The sequence below is a fragment of the Exiguobacterium sp. s75 genome, from assembly GCF_018617145.1.
Classification (GTDB): Bacteria; Bacillota; Bacilli; order Exiguobacteriales; family Exiguobacteriaceae; genus Exiguobacterium; species Exiguobacterium profundum.
The window spans coordinates 265,965-285,526 of record NZ_JACSJQ010000001.1; the positions used below are offsets into that span (position 1 = coordinate 265,965).

General features: G+C 50.8%; 16 protein-coding genes and 1 pseudogene. 12 read left to right on the forward strand and 5 right to left on the reverse strand.

Going from position 1 to position 19,562, the window contains the following annotated elements; genetic code table 11:
* Positions 1–23: 23 nt before the first annotated feature.
* From KNO68_RS01350 to KNO68_RS01365, 4 genes are all read right to left on the reverse strand, one after another.
* On the reverse strand, positions 24–797 hold the full coding sequence (locus tag KNO68_RS01350; RefSeq protein WP_015881159.1) for an NUDIX domain-containing protein: 774 nt from the start codon (positions 795–797) through the stop codon (positions 24–26).
* A gap of 119 nt (positions 798–916) precedes the next feature.
* Positions 917–1,495, reverse strand: a complete 579-nt coding sequence (locus KNO68_RS01355; protein WP_215111954.1) for a DedA family protein — start codon at positions 1,493–1,495, stop codon at positions 917–919.
* A gap of 107 nt (positions 1,496–1,602) precedes the next feature.
* A complete protein-coding gene (locus tag KNO68_RS01360) occupies positions 1,603–2,142 on the reverse strand; it encodes a transcription repressor NadR (RefSeq protein ID WP_047795496.1) in 540 nt (179 codons plus the stop codon).
* Positions 2,120–3,250, reverse strand: a complete 1,131-nt coding sequence (locus KNO68_RS01365; protein WP_215111955.1) for a cysteine desulfurase family protein — start codon at positions 3,248–3,250, stop codon at positions 2,120–2,122. Before KNO68_RS01365 ends, KNO68_RS01360 begins: the two co-directional genes overlap by 23 nt.
* 95 nt (positions 3,251–3,345) lie before the next feature.
* On the opposite strand from KNO68_RS01365, the gene KNO68_RS01370 reads away from it, so the two are divergent.
* From KNO68_RS01370 to KNO68_RS01410, 9 genes are all read left to right on the forward strand, one after another.
* Positions 3,346–4,779: an L-aspartate oxidase gene (locus tag KNO68_RS01370; protein WP_215111956.1), complete on the forward strand. Its 1,434-nt coding sequence runs from the start codon at positions 3,346–3,348 to the stop codon at positions 4,777–4,779.
* Entirely contained in the window at positions 4,733–5,602 is an 870-nt protein-coding gene (gene nadC, locus KNO68_RS01375; protein WP_215111957.1) for a carboxylating nicotinate-nucleotide diphosphorylase, read from the forward strand. The genes KNO68_RS01370 and nadC overlap by 47 nt, the downstream gene beginning before the upstream one ends.
* Positions 5,565–6,644, forward strand: a complete 1,080-nt coding sequence (gene nadA / locus KNO68_RS01380) for a quinolinate synthase NadA (protein WP_214684620.1) — start codon at positions 5,565–5,567, stop codon at positions 6,642–6,644. Before nadC ends, nadA begins: the two co-directional genes overlap by 38 nt.
* A 93-nt stretch (positions 6,645–6,737) precedes the next feature.
* Positions 6,738–7,325: a Holliday junction branch migration protein RuvA gene (ruvA, locus tag KNO68_RS01385; protein WP_215111958.1), complete on the forward strand. Its 588-nt coding sequence runs from the start codon at positions 6,738–6,740 to the stop codon at positions 7,323–7,325.
* Positions 7,326–7,335: 10 nt separating this feature from the next.
* A complete protein-coding gene (gene ruvB / locus KNO68_RS01390; protein ID WP_215111959.1) occupies positions 7,336–8,331 on the forward strand; it encodes a Holliday junction branch migration DNA helicase RuvB in 996 nt (331 codons plus the stop codon).
* 3 nt (positions 8,332–8,334) lie between these two features.
* Positions 8,335–9,393, forward strand: a complete 1,059-nt coding sequence (gene queA, locus KNO68_RS01395; protein ID WP_483298257.1) for a tRNA preQ1(34) S-adenosylmethionine ribosyltransferase-isomerase QueA — start codon at positions 8,335–8,337, stop codon at positions 9,391–9,393.
* Entirely contained in the window at positions 9,390–10,535 is a 1,146-nt protein-coding gene (tgt, locus tag KNO68_RS01400) for a tRNA guanosine(34) transglycosylase Tgt (RefSeq protein WP_074037468.1), read from the forward strand. The genes queA and tgt overlap by 4 nt, the downstream gene beginning before the upstream one ends.
* Before the next feature lie 84 nt (positions 10,536–10,619).
* Positions 10,620–10,898 (forward strand): preprotein translocase subunit YajC, encoded by a 279-nt coding sequence (gene yajC / locus KNO68_RS01405; protein WP_214684889.1) that lies wholly within the window; start codon positions 10,620–10,622, stop codon positions 10,896–10,898.
* Between the two features lie 494 nt (positions 10,899–11,392).
* Entirely contained in the window at positions 11,393–13,165 is a 1,773-nt protein-coding gene (locus tag KNO68_RS01410; RefSeq protein WP_215111960.1) for a methyl-accepting chemotaxis protein, read from the forward strand.
* Between the two features lie 35 nt (positions 13,166–13,200).
* Here the strand turns inward: KNO68_RS01410 and zupT are convergent, their stop codons facing one another.
* Entirely contained in the window at positions 13,201–14,061 is an 861-nt protein-coding gene (zupT, locus tag KNO68_RS01415) for a zinc transporter ZupT (protein WP_214734043.1), read from the reverse strand.
* Positions 14,062–14,272: 211 nt separating this feature from the next.
* Between zupT and secD the strand changes: the two are divergent.
* The 3 genes and pseudogenes from secD to KNO68_RS01435 all read left to right on the forward strand — a co-directional run bounded on the left by secD (position 14,273) and on the right by KNO68_RS01435 (position 19,404).
* Positions 14,273–16,490, forward strand: a pseudogene (gene secD / locus KNO68_RS14925) (protein translocase subunit SecD).
* 99 nt (positions 16,491–16,589) lie between these two features.
* Entirely contained in the window at positions 16,590–18,884 is a 2,295-nt protein-coding gene (gene recJ / locus KNO68_RS01430; protein ID WP_215111963.1) for a single-stranded-DNA-specific exonuclease RecJ, read from the forward strand.
* A 1-nt stretch (position 18,885) separates the two neighbouring features.
* Positions 18,886–19,404, forward strand: coding sequence for an adenine phosphoribosyltransferase (locus KNO68_RS01435; RefSeq protein WP_215111964.1), 519 nt, complete (start codon positions 18,886–18,888; stop codon positions 19,402–19,404).
* Positions 19,405–19,562: the final 158 nt, after the last annotated feature.

Sequence of the window (19,562 nt, forward strand, 5' to 3'; positions counted from 1 at the left end):
ATGGCGGATCATCCCTTTTTGCGTCATACGGATTGGCGTTCAATGCGCTCAATCAGTTCATATGGCCGTACTTTATAAATGGCGTAAGGCATGTATACGGGATCGATCGCATCGAGGAAGCGCATTTGGAAGTGCTCCCGTTTGATGTAGTCACCGACGTTACTTGCGTCGACTTTATAGAAGCCAACTTCCTGTGTCTCGCCAGCCTGCGGTCTGAGGTCACCGGATACATATTTCGCGCGGAACGTGACACAGAGGACGCGGGAGGACACGTTTTGATAGATTCCCGTGATGCCTTCCACCTCGATTTTCACGCCCGTTTCCTCGTCCACTTCACGATGGATGGCGTCAACGAGTGACTCATGTTCTTCCACCTGTCCGCCAGGCATCTCGAACGAGTCGTTCCGATGCATGTTTTTGACGAGGAGAACCTCACCCGCTTCATTCGTGATATACGCTGTCACACAGACAATCGCACGCGGTGGCGTATAATGCCCGGTCGGCATCATGAACTCTTCGCTTGACTTGATATACAGCTCTTTTCCGAGGCGAGCCCGCTGTTTCATGGCGTCTCGTCGCAACGTACTGCCACGATAATCCCGTTCGACTTGTTCATAGTGTTCACGGTCCCGATATTCCCATAGTGCCATGACCTCGGACTTGTCTTCGGTCACCCAGCGTCCGACGAGACGGGCGCCATGCGACGCCTGGATCGGGTAAATGTATGTATGGAAAAAGTCGGTGAATTCTTGCAGGCGTTCAGGTCGAATCGTATACGTTTTACGGCGATGGAACATAATGATTCCTCCTTTTTCGTTGTGCGGTGTCCTATATGTGTGACCGCGATTCGCTTACATGGTTCTTATTCGACAGATGTGAGCGTTTCCCTTTCCAACAAAAAAAGAATCAGCGCAAGTCAAGCTGATTCTTTCACACGTTTTGGTTGCTGACGAACATGTCGAACGATGAGGACGATTCCGACAGCAAGAGCCAAGAAGGGGATGACATCGTCCATGAAGTGACCGATCATGCGCCAGTTGCTACCAAGCATCATCCCGACATGGATGAAAAGGAATGACCAGACGGCAAAAATCAAGGTCGTCACCGACAAAAACTTACGGAACGATAGACGCATCACGCCGGCGCTCACGGCGAACAGTTGCCGCCAAAAGAGACTGAGGCAGACGATCCATGCCCCGTATTTCTCAAACCAGCGCTCGGCACGGAGTTGCTTGTCTTGTCGAATTCGAAAATAACGATACAGTTTGAGCGCGACGGGACGCCCGCCATATCGACCGATCCAGTACAGACCGATTTGGCTGATCGTGAAGGAAACCCACGCCAGCAGGAACGTCAGGAAGAAGGGCGCGTCATGCGAGTCGACGAGGAAGCCGCCGTATGCGAGAACGAGTTCGTTCGGGATGAATTGGACCAAGATACCGATGGGAATGCTGAAGACCCCACAGACGGCGAGTAGATGCTCGAGGACGTTCAAGACGTAGCCCTCCTTTCAAATGATTTCAGGAAAGATGTTCCATCCATCAGTATAACGGACATGACTGAAAAGAAAAAGAAGAGATGTCACATATTCGTGACGTCTCTTCAATCTAATTCGGATACGAGAATCCCGAGGCGGTCCAACTCTTTCACCGCAGCCTCGATTGCCTCTTTATGGTCTGATTCGAGCGTGTGGATATGGAAACCACCCGTCAACTGGGAGAGTGGGGAAGCCCCATGCGTCTTCACACGTTCGAGGAAGGCACGGACGTCGCGGCGACTCTTCACCATGAGTTGTCCCGTGATGGACCCGTATACAGGATGGTCGATGATGACGTCTTTGATGGTGACCCCTTCATCGACGATGGCGTTCATCTCCGCCTCCATCTCTTCTGCCGTGTGACGACAGGCGACCTTTTTCGAATAGGTGGATGGAGTGAGGTCTCCGTGCAAGTAGACGTACCCACGAGCGGTCGCAACGATTTGATGACCTTTCGCTTTTAGTAACGATAGGTCTTGGACGATGACCTGGCGACTGACGGATACATGTCTTGCCAGTTCAGATCCTGTGATCGGCTCATTGCTCGATTCAATCAATTGTAATAGTGTGCGACGGCGTTCTTCACCGGCTAAACGTTTGTTCATGATGTTCGACTCTCCTTGCTAAAATGACGATGGCATCGGCGAGGGCCGATGTGTCTTCGGCGGTCGTATGCGCGCCGAAGGAAATGCGGACGAGTCCATGACAGGCGCTCGTCTCATATCCGAGTGCCTCGAGCATGCGGTTCGGTCCATTTTGGCCTGCTCGACATGCCGACCCAGCCGATACTTGGAACCCGAGATCGTCGAGCTCGGTCATCCACCATTGTCCGTCGCGTTGATGGGAGACGAAGGAGAAAATGGCGGGACTTTGTTCGTCGAACTCGAGCCAATGGACATGCGCTGACGTCTTCTCTTTCAAGATAGCACGAAACGCCATGAAATTTCTCTGAAAACGTGTCAATTGTTCCTGACGTTCTCCGAGTGCTTTGGCAAAGGAACTGATTCCAGGAACGTCAATCGTTCCGGGACGAATCCCGTACTGATGATGTCCCGGATAGTATGGGGGAGGAATCAGACGTTCCATGTAGAGGGCGCCGACTCCTTTCGGTCCACCCACTTTGTGGGCACTGAACGAATAGGCATCGATGCCTTCGACAGAAATCGGAATTTTCCCGAGTGCCTGGACCCCGTCCACATGGAAGAGGATTTTCTTATATTTCAAGAGGCATTGGATGTGGTGGAGCGGTAATACCCAACCCGTGTCGGAATTGACGTGTTGGAGCGTGACGAGCCCGATGTCACGGTCGAGTAGGTGGGTGAATGCATCCAAATCAAACTTCCCGTCCTTCAGTTTTAACCGATGAACGATTGTCCCTTCCCGCTCCCATTCTTCAAGTAAGAGAGCGACCGAATCATGTTCATGCCAAGACGTGATCACCTCTTTGCCCTTCATCCGTTTACGTAAACTTGTCAGTGCGATGTAATTGCTCTCCGACCCACTCCCAGTGAATAATAATTTTCCTCGTAACATATCAAGCCCAAGCGCCTGTTTGATTAAGCGTCTTGCCTCTGTCAAATAATCTTCTGCCATATAACCTTGGGTATGGAGTGATGATGGGTTCCCATAAACGTTTTTGGCCATCGCCACGTAATGGTCTAATGCTGCATGCGTCATCGGGTGTGTAGCGGCGTAGTCGAAGTAGCGGTTCATCATGGACTCCCCTTTTCTCATGTTGTCTTCTACACAAAATTATGCGAAACTAGTTTACAAGTCAACATTACATATGAAAAACAGGTGATGTACAAGTGTCTTTACACATAGAGAAAACTGACATTTTGATTATCGGAACGGGACTTGCCGCCGTCGCAACGGCTTTGCATCTAGCAAAATCATTCTCCATTCTTCTCGTCTCAAAAGGTGAGATGACAGAGAGCAACTCCGACTTGGCACAAGGCGGGATTGCGAGCGCGTATCTTGAGAAATCGAGTACGGCCCATAAAGAAGACACGATGCTCGCCTCTAAAAACACATCGTGCGCTGAGCGCGTCGACATTCTCGTAGAAGAAGGTCGTCAAGCGATTGAAGAAATGGAACGATTTGGTGTCCGATTCGACCGTGAAGATGGCGGCTATGCCCTCGGACGTGAAGGCGCGCATCGATTGAATCGAATCTTTCATGTCGGTGGCGACGAGACGGGACGTCATGTCATGAGGCAATTGCGTCAGTCGATGCCCGATAACGTGAACGTATTGGAACGGGTGCTCGTGCACGATCTCATTACGAAAGACGGGAAAGTCGTCGGTGCGATGGCGTTTCGGGATGAAGTGCCCATTCGAATTGAAGCCGGCGCTGTCGTATTGGCGACAGGTGGCATTGGTGGGCTGATCGATTGGACTTCAAACGCGCGTACCGTGACCGGTGACGGTCTCGTTCTGGCAAATCGATGTGGGGCCAAGCTGACACATTTGCAGCGAATCCAATTTCATCCCACCTTACTGGCGACCGAAACGCCTCATCTCGTGACCGAGGCGCTCCGGGGAGCCGGGGCGACGCTCGTTGATGACGAGGGAAACCATGTGATGGCGCATCATCCGCTCGGAAGTCTCGCTCCTCGTGATGACGTGGCACGGGTACTGACGGAACGGATGGGAACGGTCTATCTCGATACGACAAACGTGACACGGCTTCGTGAACGGTTTCCAAAACTTGCGTTGACATGTGACAGGTTCCAAATCGATCCTCGCCGCATTCCGGTACGTCCAGGCCTCCATTTTCATATGGGTGGAATCGAAGTGGACGACATGGGACGGACAGACGTTGACGGATTATATGCCGTCGGTGAAGTGGCGGATGCGGGCATACATGGGATGAATCGTTTGGCCTCGAACTCACTTTTGGAATGTTGGGTGTTTGGAAAACGAGTCGCGCGGGCGGTGCGATTGAATCAGACGACCACGGCGACGAAGGAGACGTTGGTGTACGACATCTCACCTGTGGCATTTCAAGCGTTACGTGCTCAAATTGGAAGATGGTTGACGATTTCACCAAGTCTTGATGAATTGAAAGGTTTCTTACAAAATACCCAAACGTTGACCATGACGAAACACGTGACAAGACAATTAAGTGAACAAACTTTACAACTCGATGCGGCGCGTCTTCTCGCGCAAAGCATCCTCGAAATGGAGCGGAATGATGAATACGATATACCTACGCGAACAGCTACATCAGTTCTTGATTGAAGATATCGGGTATGGGGACCTAACGAGTGCGCTGATTGATGGACAGGACGAGTCGGTCGCAACGATTGTCGCCAAAGAACAAGGCATTTTCTGTGGGAAACCGATCGTAGAAGAGCTGGCAACCATGCAGCGGCTTGAATTGGTCTCTTGCCAAGAAGACGGGAGAGCGGTGACCCCTGGAGACGAGCTCATCGTCTTGAGAGGGAAGACGCGCGCGATTTTAGAGACTGAGCGCGTGCTGTTGAATGTCATCCAACATACGAGTGGGATTGCGACGATGACACGACAGTGCGTAGACGCGTTACATGATGACTCGATTCACGTGACCGATACACGCAAGACGACCCCGGGACTGCGGATGATTGAAAAGTACGCCGTACGTGTGGGCGGGGGATACAATCACCGTCTAAGACTCGATGACGCCGTCATGATCAAAGACAATCATATCGTCGCACTTGGTGGCGTGACGAACGCAATTCAAGTCGCACGAGAACGTGTCGGCCATACGACCCCGATTGAAGTCGAGGTCGAGTCGTTCGAACAACTGATGGAGGCGGTTCAAGCCGATCCGGACATCGTGATGCTTGATAATCGGACGCCAGATGAATTGAGAGAATGGGTCCGTCATATACCGACGCACATCAAAATTGAAGTGTCTGGTGGCATCACGCTCGACACGATTGACGATTATCGAGGCATTCGCATCGATGTCATCTCGCTCGGGCAATTGACTCATTCGGTACGCGCGTTCGATTGCAGTTTGAATTTACAAGGAGGAATGAAAGATGCAACTACTCGGAACACTTCCGCCGACGTACGCTAACTTGTCGGTGGAAGAGATGGAGACTCGGATTCAGGCGGTCAAAGACCGACTCGGGACGCGTCTCTTTTTACCGGCCCATCATTATCAAAAAGACGAGGTCGTTCAATTCGCGGACGCGACAGGAGATTCGCTCCAGCTCGCACGACTCGCAGAACAGATGAGCGAAGCCGAATTCATCGTCTTTTGTGGCGTCCACTTCATGGCAGAGACGGCGGACATGTTGACGCGGGACGACCAAATTGTCGTCTTACCTGATATGCGTGCCGGCTGTTCGATGGCAGACATGGCTGATATCGATCAGACGGAGATCGCTTGGGAAGAACTGACGGAACGATTTGGAGAGGACATCATCCCGATTACATACGTCAATTCAACAGCGGCCATCAAAGCGTTCGTTGGTCGTCACGGTGGGGCGACCGTCACATCTTCGAACGCCCATGAAATCGTCCGGTGGGCGCTTGAGGCAGGTGAACGCATCTTGTTCCTTCCCGATCAACATCTCGGGCGGAACACGGCGTATGATCTCGGCATCCCACTCGAGGCGATGGCTGTTTGGGATCCGCTCCGTGAAGAATTGGTCGCGGAGGGAGATGACGAGCAAGTGAAAGTCATCTTATGGAAGGGACACTGTTCTGTCCATGAGAAGTTCACGGTATCGCAAATTCAGGCGTTCCGTGAGCGTGAGCCGGATCGTCGCATCATCGTCCATCCGGAATGTACGTTTGATGTAGTCCAGGCTGCGGACGAGGCGGGATCGACATCGTATATCATCGACAAGATTGACGGGAGCGCACCGGGGACGAAGTGGGCGGTCGGAACGGAGATGAACCTCGTCAACCGTCTGGCTGCGACGTACCCGCACCTCGATATCGTTTCATTGAACCCATTCATGTGTCCGTGCCTCACGATGAATCGAATCGACTTGCCTCATCTACTGTGGGCGCTCGAGTCGCTCGAGACGGACCCTGTGAACATCATTCGCGTCGATCATGAGACGACAGAGTTCTCGAAACGTGCACTTGAACGAATGCTCGCGCGATAATTGCTTGAGGACAGGCAAACGCCTGTCCTTTTTTCGTGTCGCCCATTATGGTACAATAAATGCAGTTTTTCCGACCGAAAAGGAGAGTACACCGTGATTGAATTCGTAAAAGGACCCGTCGCCTATGTGTGTGCGGAATATATAACGTTAGATGTCTCGGGCGTCGGCTACAAAGTACATGTGCCTAACCCGTTTTTTTATCGTGAACAAGACGAACATGTAATCGTGTTTACGCATCATTATGTGCGTGAAGACCAACAGACGTTATACGGTTTCCGTTCACGTCGCGAGCGTGAGCTGTTCAATAAACTCCTCAGCGTGAACGGGATCGGACCAAAAGGTGCGCTTGCCATCGTCGCGTCCGGCGATATCGACGCGTTGATCGATGCGATTGAAACCGAGAACGAGAAATATTTGACGAAGTTCCCGGGAGTCGGCAAGAAGACGGCCAAACAGATGACACTCGACTTGAAAGGGAAGTTATCCGAGCTCGCACCGGATTACGTGCCGAACGAAGGGTTGTTTGCACAAGGTGCATCTGAACTCGATGAGGCGTGTGAGGCGCTCGTCGCCCTCGGCTACTCCGAACGGGAAATCGCAAAAGTCCGCAAAGCATTGAGCGGAGAAATCTTGACGACCGACGCGTACATAAAACGCGCGCTACAGCTGTTACTGAAATAAGGAGGAAGCTATGGACGAACGATTGTTGTCACAATCTCATCAGCAATATGAAGACTCTGAAGAGTGGAGCTTACGTCCGCAGCGCTTCGAGCAATATATCGGACAAGAAAAGGCGAAAGGCAATTTGTCCGTCTTCATTCAGGCCGCCAAACTTCGAAGTGAGACGCTCGACCACGTGCTCTTATACGGTCCCCCGGGACTCGGGAAGACGACGCTCGCCCAAATCATCGCCAACGAGATGGGCGTCGGGATCAAGACGACCGCCGGCCCGGCGATTGAACGACCGGGTGATTTGGCCGCAATCCTCTCGACGCTCGAACCGGGAGACGTCTTGTTCATTGACGAGATTCACCGCTTGAGCCGGACGATTGAAGAGATCCTTTATCCGGCGATGGAAGATTACTGTCTCGACATCGTCTATGGGCAAGGCGAGATGGCACGAAGCGTCCGCATCGACCTACCACCGTTCACGCTCGTCGGGGCGACGACACGGGCCGGGATGTTGTCGGCACCTTTACGTGACCGTTTCGGCGTCACGTTGAAGCTCGAATATTATGAAACACATGAGTTAGCGGCCATCGTCAGCCGGACGGCCCAGTTGTTCCGCCTCTCCATCTCACCTGAGGCGAGCGGTGCGATTGCGAAACGCTCACGAGGGACGCCACGAGTTGCAAACCGTCTCTTGCGTCGTGTCCGCGATTTTGCGCAAGTGGCTGGTACGAAAGAAATCGATCCCGTGCTCGCATCTGATGCGCTCGACCGGCTACACGTCGATGCGCTCGGACTCGATGAAGTCGATCATCGGTTACTGAGAGCCATGGTGGAGCGGTTCGGAGGTGGACCGGTCGGGCTTGAGACGCTCGCTGCGACCATCGGTGAGGACGCTCAGACGATTGAGGATGTCTACGAGCCCTATTTATTGCAACAAGGATTCTTGCAGCGCACGCCGCGAGGACGGATGATTACACAGTTTGCCAAGTCGCATTTTGGTTATGAAGAGGAGTAAGGTATGCAAGACATTCAATTGAACGTAAACGATTATGATTTTGAATTGCCAGAAGAGTTGATTGCGCAAGTCCCATTGCTTGATCGGACAAGCTCACGCTTGCTCGTATTAGACCGCGAGACAGGGGACATCGAGCATCGCCATTTCCGTGACGTGCTCGATTATTTGAACAAGGGGGATGCGCTCGTCGTCAACGATTCGCGCGTCTTACCGGCACGCCTTTTTGGGGCAAAGCAAGAAACAGGCGGGAAAGTCGAACTGCTCTTGTTGAAGCAGACGGAAGATGATGTATGGGAAGCACTCGTCAAACCAGCAAAAAAAGTTCGTGTTGGCTCCGTCGTTGAGTTCGGGGACGGTCTTCTCCAAGCGGAATGCGTCGAGGAGCTCCCAGAAGGCGGACGTCGTTTCAAGTTTGACTACGACGGCATCTTCTATGAGATTTTAGACGAGCTTGGAACGATGCCGCTCCCACCGTACATTCGCGAACAACTCGATGACCAAGACCGTTATCAAACGGTCTATGCCCGTGAACGAGGCAGTGCGGCCGCTCCGACAGCCGGTCTTCATTTCACCGAGGAACTGCTCGAAGCGGCCAAAGCCAAAGGTGTCCGGTTGATTCCGCTCACCCTTCACGTCGGTCTCGGGACGTTCCGTCCGGTGACGGCTGATTCGATCGAGGAACATACGATGCATAGTGAATATTTCGAGTTGTCGGCTGAATCGGCAGCTGCGCTTCGGGAGATTCGAGCGAATGGCGGTCGCATCTTTGCGGTCGGCACGACATCGACGCGCACGCTTGAGACGATCATGCGAAATCACGGGGACTTCGTCGAGTCATCGGGCTGGACGGATATCTTTATTTACCCTGGTGTTGAGTTGAAGGCAATCGATGGATTGATCACGAACTTCCATCTCCCTAAATCAACGCTCGTCATGCTCGTCTCGGCGTTCGCGACGCGCGACATCATCTTACACGCTTATCGGACTGCGGTCGCAGAACGATACCGCTTCTTCAGCTTTGGAGACGCGATGCTCATCACGAGGAAGGAAGTATCAAAATGACAAAACATGCAGTCACATACGAACACATCCACACATGCAAACAGACCGGAGCGCGGCACGGAATCGTCCATACGCCGCACGGGTCGTTCGAGACACCGGTCTTCATGCCGGTCGGGACGCAAGCGAGCGTCAAGACGATGGCACCTGAACAGGTCAAGGCGATGGGTGCGAACATTATCTTGTCGAACACGTATCACCTTTGGGTTCGTCCAGGACATGAGGTCATCAAACAAGCGGGTGGACTTCATAAGTTCATGAACTGGGACGGGGCAATCCTCACGGACTCGGGTGGATTCCAAGTGTTCTCACTTGCCGACCTTCGAAACATTCAAGAGGAAGGCGTACATTTCCGTAACCATTTGAACGGCGACAAGTTATTCTTGTCACCAGAAAAGGCGATGGAGATTCAAAACGCGCTCGGGTCGGACATCATGATGGCATTCGACGAGTGCCCGCCTTATCCGGCGACGCATGAATATATGAAGAAGTCGGTCGAGCGGACGAGCCGCTGGGCGGAACGTTGCCTTGAGGCACACGAGCGCCCGGAAGACCAGGCGCTCTTTGGCATCATCCAAGGTGGAGAATATGAGGACCTTCGTCGTCAAAGCGCCCAAGACCTCGTCTCACTTGATTTCCCAGGATATGCCGTCGGTGGTCTCTCGGTCGGTGAACCGAAAGACGTCATGTATCGTGCGCTCGAATTCACGACGCCCCTCATGCCAGAGAACAAACCGCGTTATTTGATGGGTGTTGGCTCACCGGATGCGTTGATTGAAGGGTCGATTCGCGGAATCGACATGTTCGACTGCGTTCTGCCGACTCGCATCGCACGAAACGGAACGCTCATGACGTCGAAAGGTCGTGTCACGATCAAACAAGCGAAGTACAAGACGGACTTCGGTCCAATTGATGAGAAGTGTGACTGCCATACGTGTAAGAACTACTCGCGTGCGTACGTCCACCACTTGATTCGAGCGGATGAGATGTTTGGTCTTCACTTGTGTACGACACATAATCTTCACTTCCTCGTGAAGTTGATGGAGCAGGTTCGTCAAGCGATTCGCGAAGACCGCTTGCTCGATTTCAAAGAAGAGTTTTTCGAAGAATACGGCTACAACAAGCCGAACGCGAAGAATTTCTAAGCAATCATGTCGGACGTTGTGTGACAATGCTTCAGTTTCACGGTATAATGAACCTGATATTGTAGGAAAGGGTGAATGTTACTCATGGAAACACTCGTTGCGTTATTACCAATGATCTTGATTTTCGTCGTATTTTACTTCCTTTTGATTCGTCCACAGACGAAACGCCAAAAAGAAGTACAAGCGATGCAAAACGCCCTCGAGCGTGGCGACAGCGTTGTCACAATCGGTGGTTTACACGGCGTCGTTCATCAAATCGAAGACACACATGTCGTTTTGAAATGCGATCAATCGCTTCTCCGCTTCAACCGAAGCGCAATTGCGGAAGTCGTGAAAAAAGCGAATGCCTCATTTGAGGAATAAGCAAGTAAGCGTCTGACCATCATGGTCAGACGCTTTTTTGTGTGGCTAGAAATTAGGGGAGGATTCTTCGAGCGGCTTCTTGTCCGCCATAGACGGCTCTTGCGAACGGACCAAGAATCGTGATGCACTCGGGTCGAACGCAGATGCAACATGGAGATGGATACCGTTTGTTGTTTCCAGTTCGCTAACGGGTCAGTGAGTCGATCGACAATGATCAAATCCTCCAAATACCCGCCTTGTTTATGTAAGGGTGAGGGTCATTCCGTGTACACCAGCACCAATAATTAATAACTTTGTATGTTCCACAATCATAGAGAATCCTCTCAAAAAAAGTAATAATTACGATTTAAAGCATATAAAGATGACTTCTTTTTGTCAAAACGAATCGGATTCAAAATTTATCCACCTCATTTCGAAAAATCGATTTGATTTGTGAAAACGTTTGCATTAATGTCAAGTTGAGAAGAAATCCGAGATGAAGGAGAACGAATGACATGGACGTGAAACGATTGATTAACTCGATGAAGAAGTGGAAAGGCTGGACCATAAAACGAAGTGGTACGAAACAGAAAGGACGCTCGTCCCTGAGACGACGGATGTCCATCGCACTCATTCCGACGATCATTGCGCTCGTCATTGTCGGCGCGCTCGGATCTTATCAATTAAGACAATCGACTGCCGCTTATGACCGGGTCCTCAGTGAAGGCATGCAGGAGATGCTGCTTGCAGAGAATCTATCCCTAGCGGTGACGGATGCCGAACGATACTTGAATTACTATATGCTTGTGGCCAATCCGAAGACGCTCATCAGTTTACAGGGTGCTCAAGAGCAGCGAGACGAATTGATGAAGAAGCTGAAGGCATCATCATCTGATGAAAAGGTCTTGTCTTGGTTGGGCGATTTGGAGAAATTTAACGAGCTACTAGACCGCGAGATGAACCGTGCCGTCGAACTTCGTCAACAACAAGACGAAATCGGATATAAGACGGTGCTCAACACAAGTGTGACACCGACGACAGACCGTGTTCGGATGACCGTGACCGACCTTGTCGAATATAAAGGGGAGCTCCTCGAATCTGAGACGAAAGCGGTACAAGCAGATGCAGAAAGTTCAATCCTTTGGATGCTCGTCATCAGTGTTGGTGGTGTCGTGATTGGAATTCTTTCCTTACTCGCTTTGCAACGCCTCTTCTTGAAACCGATTAATCGACTTGGTCGTCAGGCACGCATCATGGCAGGAGGGGATTTGACGGGAGAAGATATCGAGGTCGCCTCTAACGATGAACTAGGAGACCTGGTAACGGCATTCAATGAAATGAAGCATAACCTGGTCGGCTTGATTCGTCGGGTTGGAGAAGCCTCGGACAAGGTGACCGCTTATTCTGAAGAACTTTACGCAAGCACAGACCATGTCGCGACAACGACCCAAGGCGTCTCCCTATTGTTTGAAGAGATGAATGTGGCTGCGCAAGGATCGTCAAAACGAGCGGAAGAAGGAACGATTGGCGTCAATCAAGCGGTCGATGGATTAAATCAAATCGCTGCGGCCTCACAAGGTGTGAATGAGCAGACGATCCATACACTCGAGGCGGCGAACGGTGGACTTGAGACCGTTCAATTGGCAGAGAAACGAATGCAAGAAATTCGACGTGCCAACGAGCTCACCCAACAGATGGTGAACCGTCTATCGAACCAGTCGCTTGAGATTGAAAAGATTACCCGTTCCATCACGACCATCACGGAACAGACGAACTTACTTGCTTTAAATGCGGCGATTGAAGCGGCACGTGCGGGTGAACACGGAAAAGGGTTTGCCGTCGTCGCGGCAGAAGTGAGAAAGCTCGCTGAGGAATCGAAACAATCTGCCATTCAAATCCAGACCGTCGTCCGTGACATTCAACGTGACACGGAACAAGTCGAATCGGCGTTCGAAGAATCGAGCGTACATGTGGAGAATGGGGTATCGCAAATGGGAGAAGTGGCCGAGGCGTTCCGTGAGATCGTATCGGTCATCGAAGAGACGTCCCGTCAAATGAGTGAGATTGCGGCAGCAACAGAAGAAGTGAGTGCCAATACGACTGAAGTTGCCGTCTCTGTTGAAGATATGTCGACAAACGCCATCTCGACACAGCGAAGCGTCGAAGAAGCCGGTGCGAACGTCGAAGAACAGCTTGCCGCCATTCAAGAGATCAACGGCATCGCTGAAACGATGAGTCACATGTCGTCTGAATTAAAAGATGTCGTCCATGTGTTTAAAACGACATAACAAATGCCCTGACGCGCGCGTCAGGGCATTGCTCGTTACATTAATAGGATTAGACTTGTCGCCATGACGATCATACCAGCAACCATTCCATACATTGAATGATGGGCGTGTCCGTATTCACGGGCGGCAGGGAGCAATTCGTCAAGCGAGATGAAGACCATGATGCCACCGACCGCCGCGAACAAGAGTCCGAAGACGGTGTCGCTCAAGAACGGCATGAGTAACAAGAATCCGATGGCCGCTCCAGCTGGCTCGGCAAGCCCTGACAACATCGAAAGCTTGAACGCCTTCTTCCGTGAGCCCGTCGCATAATAAATCGGGACGGAGACGGCAATCCCTTCTGGAATGTTGTGTAGGGCGATGGCGATGGCAATGGCTAAGCCGACGGTCGGGTCATCTAGTGCCGAGACGAACGTCGCAAGTCCTTCTGGGAAATTGTGAATCCCGATGGCGAGTGCCATGAAAATCCCCATTTTTTTTAGTCGATTTTGTACCTCTGGATGGTTGATTGGAGCCGCTTCATTTGTCGTCGTCGTTGCGAGTTCATGTGTTGTCGGGTCATTCTGCATCGACTCAACGAACTTGACCTCGTGCGGGTTCTCCATTTTCGGAATGAACTTATCGATCATGCCAATCAAGAACATTCCACCGAAGAATGCGAGGACGGTGTAAATCGTTCCCGTATACTCTCCGTGTGCACCGACGAGTTCCTCGAGCGCTTTCGGGAAAATCTCGATGAACGACACGTAAATCATGACGCCTCCGGAAAATCCAAGCGAGATGGAGAGGAATGCCGTGTTCGTCCGTTTAGCAAAGAATGCGATCATACTCCCGATTCCGGTAGCTAGCCCGGCGAATAGGGTAAGGAGAAAGGCATAAATAACTGTGCTGTCCATATGGAAAGACTCCTTTGATATTTTGATGTTAGCTACATCATACATGAAGTTTTGCCCATGCGCAACATTTAGTCTTATACGCAAACTCAGTCGAACAATCCGTGAAGGTCGTTACAATTTTAGGAAAATGATTGATAAATGTTTAGAAAATTTGTAATGTTAACGAGAGAAGTTTTTATCAAGAACAGTGGTTTAGAAAGGAAATAGTCGTATGTACAAAAAAGGCAACATTGCGATTTTTGCGATCATCATGATTGCGACAATCCTGCTCGCAGTGTTCACGACACCATGGGTCGTCAAGAACACGAACCTCGGACTCGACTTAAAAGGTGGATTCGAAGTTTTGTATGAAGTACAACCGCTCGAAGACGGCGACGTCATCGACGAGTCGGCGATGAATGCAACCGTTCGCGCCATCAATAACCGAATCAACGTCCTCGGAGTTTCCGAACCGGACGTTCGAATCGAAGAAAACAATCGCATCCGTGTCCAGCTCGCGGGCGTATCGAACCAAAACGAAGCGCGCGAGGTTCTCTCGTCTACGGCACAATTGACATTCCGTGACGTGAACGACAACGTCTTGCTCGATGGGAAAGACTTGGCGCCGCGTGGGGCAGCGCTCAGCTACAACCAACAAGGACAACCGGTCGTTGAGTTGACACTTCAATCGGCTGACAAGTTTGGTGAAGTGACATCTGAGATTGCACAACTTCCAGCTCCTGAGAACCGTCTGGTCATTTGGCTCGACTATGAAGAGGGCGACACATATGAGGAAGAAGTTCAAAAAGAGAACTCGAAGATTGTGTCAGATGCTTCGGTAACGAGCCCAATCTTATCGGATAAAGCCATCATCTCAGGTGGTGGAATTGACGCGGAAAGCGGTCAACGCCTTGCGGACATCTTGAACGCAGGGGCGCTCCCGGTCAAACTTGATGAGATTTACTCGACATCTGTATCGGCTCAGTTCGGTCAAGATGCTTTAGAAGAAACGGTATTTGCCGCAACAATCGGAATCATCGCCGTATTCCTCTTCATGTTGTTCTTCTATCGTCTCCCAGGACTCGTATCGATCATCACGCTTATTCTGTACATCAACTTGATCATGTTGTTCTTTAACGGAATCAATGCGGTATTGACGCTTCCAGGGATTGCAGCACTCGTCCTCGGAGTCGGTATGGCAGTCGATGCGAACATCATTACCGCGGAACGAATCAAAGACGAACTCCGCTCTGGAAAATCGGTCTTATCGGCATTCCGTGCAGGTAACCGTCGTTCCCTCAGTACGATCATCGATGCCAACTTGACGACGCTCATCTCGGCTGCGGTCTTGTTCTATTTCGGACAAAGCTCGGTCAAAGGATTTGCTGTCATGCTCATGATCTCAATCGGGATGACGTTCATCTCGAACGTATTCATCTCACGTTATTTGATGCACCTCCTTGTCTCAAGTCGTCTGTTCGACAAACGCAAAGGATGGTTTGGTGTGAAGGAGAGTGAAATCCGTGAACTTTAAGCTTACTGAATGGAATTACATGAAACATATGCGCACGATGTTCTTGATTTCGACGGCAGTCGTCGTTCTGGGAATCGGTCTCTTGTTCTTCCGTGGGTTGAACCTCGGAATCGATTTTGCTTCAGGGACGCGGGTTGAAGTACTAACGGAAGAACGTGTGTCGCAAGAAGAATTCACGAAAGCGTTTAACGATGCCGGAGTTGACCAAGAGATTTCAAGCGTCCAATATGCAAATGAAGGTCGCTTGGCATACGTGACGTTCGTTGGCCAATTGGGACAAGAGGAAGTCGCGAACGTCAAGACGGCGTTCACTGAACAATTCGGGAACGACCCGAACATCAGCACCGTCTCGGCTCAAGTCGGTCGTGACTTGGCGAAAAATGCTTTGTATGCGGTAGCCGTCGCGTCGATCGGGATTATTCTCTACGTCACGGTGCGTTTCCAATTCTCATATGCACTTGCAACTGTTATCGCGATGTTACACGATGCCTTCTTCATGATTGTCGCGTTCTCGCTCTTTGGGATCGAGGTCAACTTGTACTTTATCGCCGCGATCTTGACCATCATCGGTTACTCGGTCAACGATACGATCGTAACGTTCGATCGGGTCCGCGAGAACATCACGTCGTATGAAAAGGAACGAAAAATCAAGTCGATGGACGTCTATGAGTCAATCATTAACAAGTCGATTCAAGAGACAATCGTACGGTCCGTGAATACGGTCATCACGGTACTCGTTACAGCGATTGCCTTGTATGTATTCGGGGCAGAGTCGATTCGCAGCTTCTCGCTCGCGCTCATCGTCGGACTTTTCATGGGGATGTATTCTTCGATCTTCATTGCATCGTATTTATGGCTCCTCATCAAACGTACGACAATCAACAAGAAAAAAGATACGCCGGTCACAGAGGCGTAACAAGTGGGTCTCCCTTCAATCGGGAGACCTTTTCAAATGTCAAGACGGCACATCTTTCACGCGGTCTGCTATAATCTACAATTGATTGGAGTGAAGGACATGTACCATTCGAAGAAACAGTGGCTCTATCCGGAAACGAATCCGGACGACGTCACGCGTTTACAAAACGAATTAAATATATCAGCACAACTGGCGACGTTGCTCGTTCAGCGTGGTCATCAAGACGTAGAAGCGGCCAAGGCATTCTTGTATGCCGAGGATGAACTCGTCTTTCATGACCCGTACTTGTTTGAACAGATGGAGAAAGTCGTCACCCGCATCAAACAGGCAGCAGACGATGGGGAGATGGTGCTCATCTATGGTGACTACGATGTCGACGGGGTCAGTGCCTCATCTGTCATGTGGCATGCGTTGACCGAAATCGGTGTCATGGCCGAGTGTTATATCCCGAACCGTTTCACAGAAGGATATGGACCGAACAAAGAAGCGTTCCAATGGGCGGCGAACGAGGGATTCACTTTAGTCATCACGGTGGATTGCGGAATTTCAGGGATTGAAGAAGCGACACTCTTAAAAGACCTTGGCGTCGATTTGATCATCACGGACCACCACGAGCCAAAAGAGACATTGCCGGACGCCTATGCAATCATTCATCCGCATATCGACCCAGGATATCCATACGATAAACTCGCCGGAGCGGGAGTCGCCCTCAAAGTGGCGCACGCCGTTTTAGGGAGAATGCCGGAAGAACTCCTTGATTTGGCCGTACTCGGAACGATTGCTGACCTCGTCCCACTCGACGGAGAGAATCGATTGCTCGCGAAGAAGGGGATTGTCGCGCTCGAGGCTTCAAAACGTCCAGGTATTCTAGCATTACGTGAAGTATGTGGTCTCGGTGACAGCGTGTTGAACGAAGAATCGGTCGGTTTCGCGTTCGGTCCACGCATCAATGCCGCGGGTCGACTCGATTCGGCGATGCCGGCACTTCAAATGCTCTTAGCCGAACATGTGGAGGAAGCGCTCGAGCTAGCGAAACAGCTCGATAAGCAAAACAAAGAACGTCAAGACATCGTCAAGACAATCGCTGCTGAAGCGAAAGAACTCGTTGAAGCGTCGATGACCGAGGACCGTGTACTCGTCGTGGCGAGTGAGAAGTGGAATCCTGGCGTCGTCGGGATTGTCGCATCTCGTCTCGTCGAGGCGTATTATCGTCCAGTCATCCTCCTTTGCCACGACCCTGAGACGGGTAAGGCGAAAGGATCGGGGCGCTCCATCGATGGATTTGACCTCTTCAAAGAACTTTCGAAGAATGAAGATATCTTGCCACACTTTGGCGGACATCCAGCCGCGGCCGGGATGACCATTCAGTCGGAACACGTCGCCGAACTACGAAAGCGACTGAACCGTCAGGCGGAGTCCATCCCGGATGACGTGTTTGTGCCACGGGTGAACGTCGACTTGAAACTCTCCGTTAACGATGTTTCGCTCGACTTGATCTCAGAAATAGGAAAGCTCGCGCCATTTGGTATGGGGAATCCATCCCCTCGTGTCGTCGTCGCAGATGCGAAACTGCGTGATATTCGCCAAATCGGACGTGACGCCACCCATTTGAAAGTACAGCTCGCAGGAGACAAGCGTGAGCTCGATGGCATCGGATTTGGATTCGGCCACGTTGTTTCAGAGATTTCAAAGATGGCTCATATCTCGGTGATGGGAAGTCTTCAAGTCAACGAATGGAACGGAATGCGTAAACCGCAGCTCATGATTCAAGATTTACGGGTCGATGACTTCCAAGTGTTTGACTATCGTGGGAAGAAAAAATCGATGCAAGAGTTGAAAGATTTGCCGAAAGAACATACGTCTTTCTTGTCGTTCCAAGGGACAACCGAAGACTACCCACTCCATGAAGGAGATGAACCGCTCAACCGTTTCGTCGTCCTGCTCGATCTTCCTGATGATGAAGAGGTACTCGCAGAGAAACTTCATGAAGGGGTCGAACGCATTTATTGTGCCTTCGGTCAAGGAGACTCGTTCTTTGAACGTCTTCCGTCCCGCGAGGATTTCCGAACGTATTATGTCCATATGGCGACATGCGAACGGAAAAATCTTCGTGAAAACCTGATTCGTCTGTCAAAAGAGCGAAAATGGTCAAAAAATACGATTCAATTTATGCATCAAGTATTCTCTGAACTCGAATTTCTTGTTACAATGGAAGACGGACTGCCTGGAGTCAATCCAGAAGCACCGAAACGCGATTTGACCGAGGCGCCGTGCTATCAACGCCGGATTGGGCGCCAACAACTCGAAGAGCGTTTCGTATACGCGTCATTGGCGGAGCTCAAAGAGCGGTTACAATCGTTGCGATCGAACAAGATGCAGGAGGCATACACATAAAATGGATTTCAAACAGCATATTAAAGAAGTAGCAGATTACCCGAAGGAAGGAATCAGCTTCAAAGACATCACGTCACTCATGCAAAATGGCGAAGTCTACAAGAAATCGGTAGATGAGCTCGTCGCTTATGCACGTGAACGTGGAGCCGAGTTGATCGCTGGACCGGAAGCACGCGGATTCGTCGTCGGTTGCCCGGCAGCTTATGCGCTCGAACTCGGTTTTGTACCAGTACGTAAAGAAGGAAAGTTACCACGAGAGACAGTACGAGTGTCATACGGTCTTGAGTATGGAACGGACATTTTAACGATGCACAAAGATTCAATCAAACCTGGACAACAAGTCGTCATCTTGGATGACTTGCTCGCAACAGGTGGTACGATTGAAGCGACGATTAAAATGATTGAACAACTCGGTGGAGTTGTGGCGGGAATCGGGTTTTTGATTGAACTCGATGGACTTGGTGGACGTGAGCGTCTCGAAGGATACGACGTGTTCTCACTCATCCGCTACGAAGACTAATTTGAACGGGAAGCGACATGCTTCCCGTTTTTGAATAGTTTTTAAGGAAAATAACCTACAACCTTTGACAGGTCGTCAGATTTTTTCGATAATGGTTATAAAAATCATAGAATCTTGAATACAAACTACTACCATGCTGCGACGAATCCGAGACGATT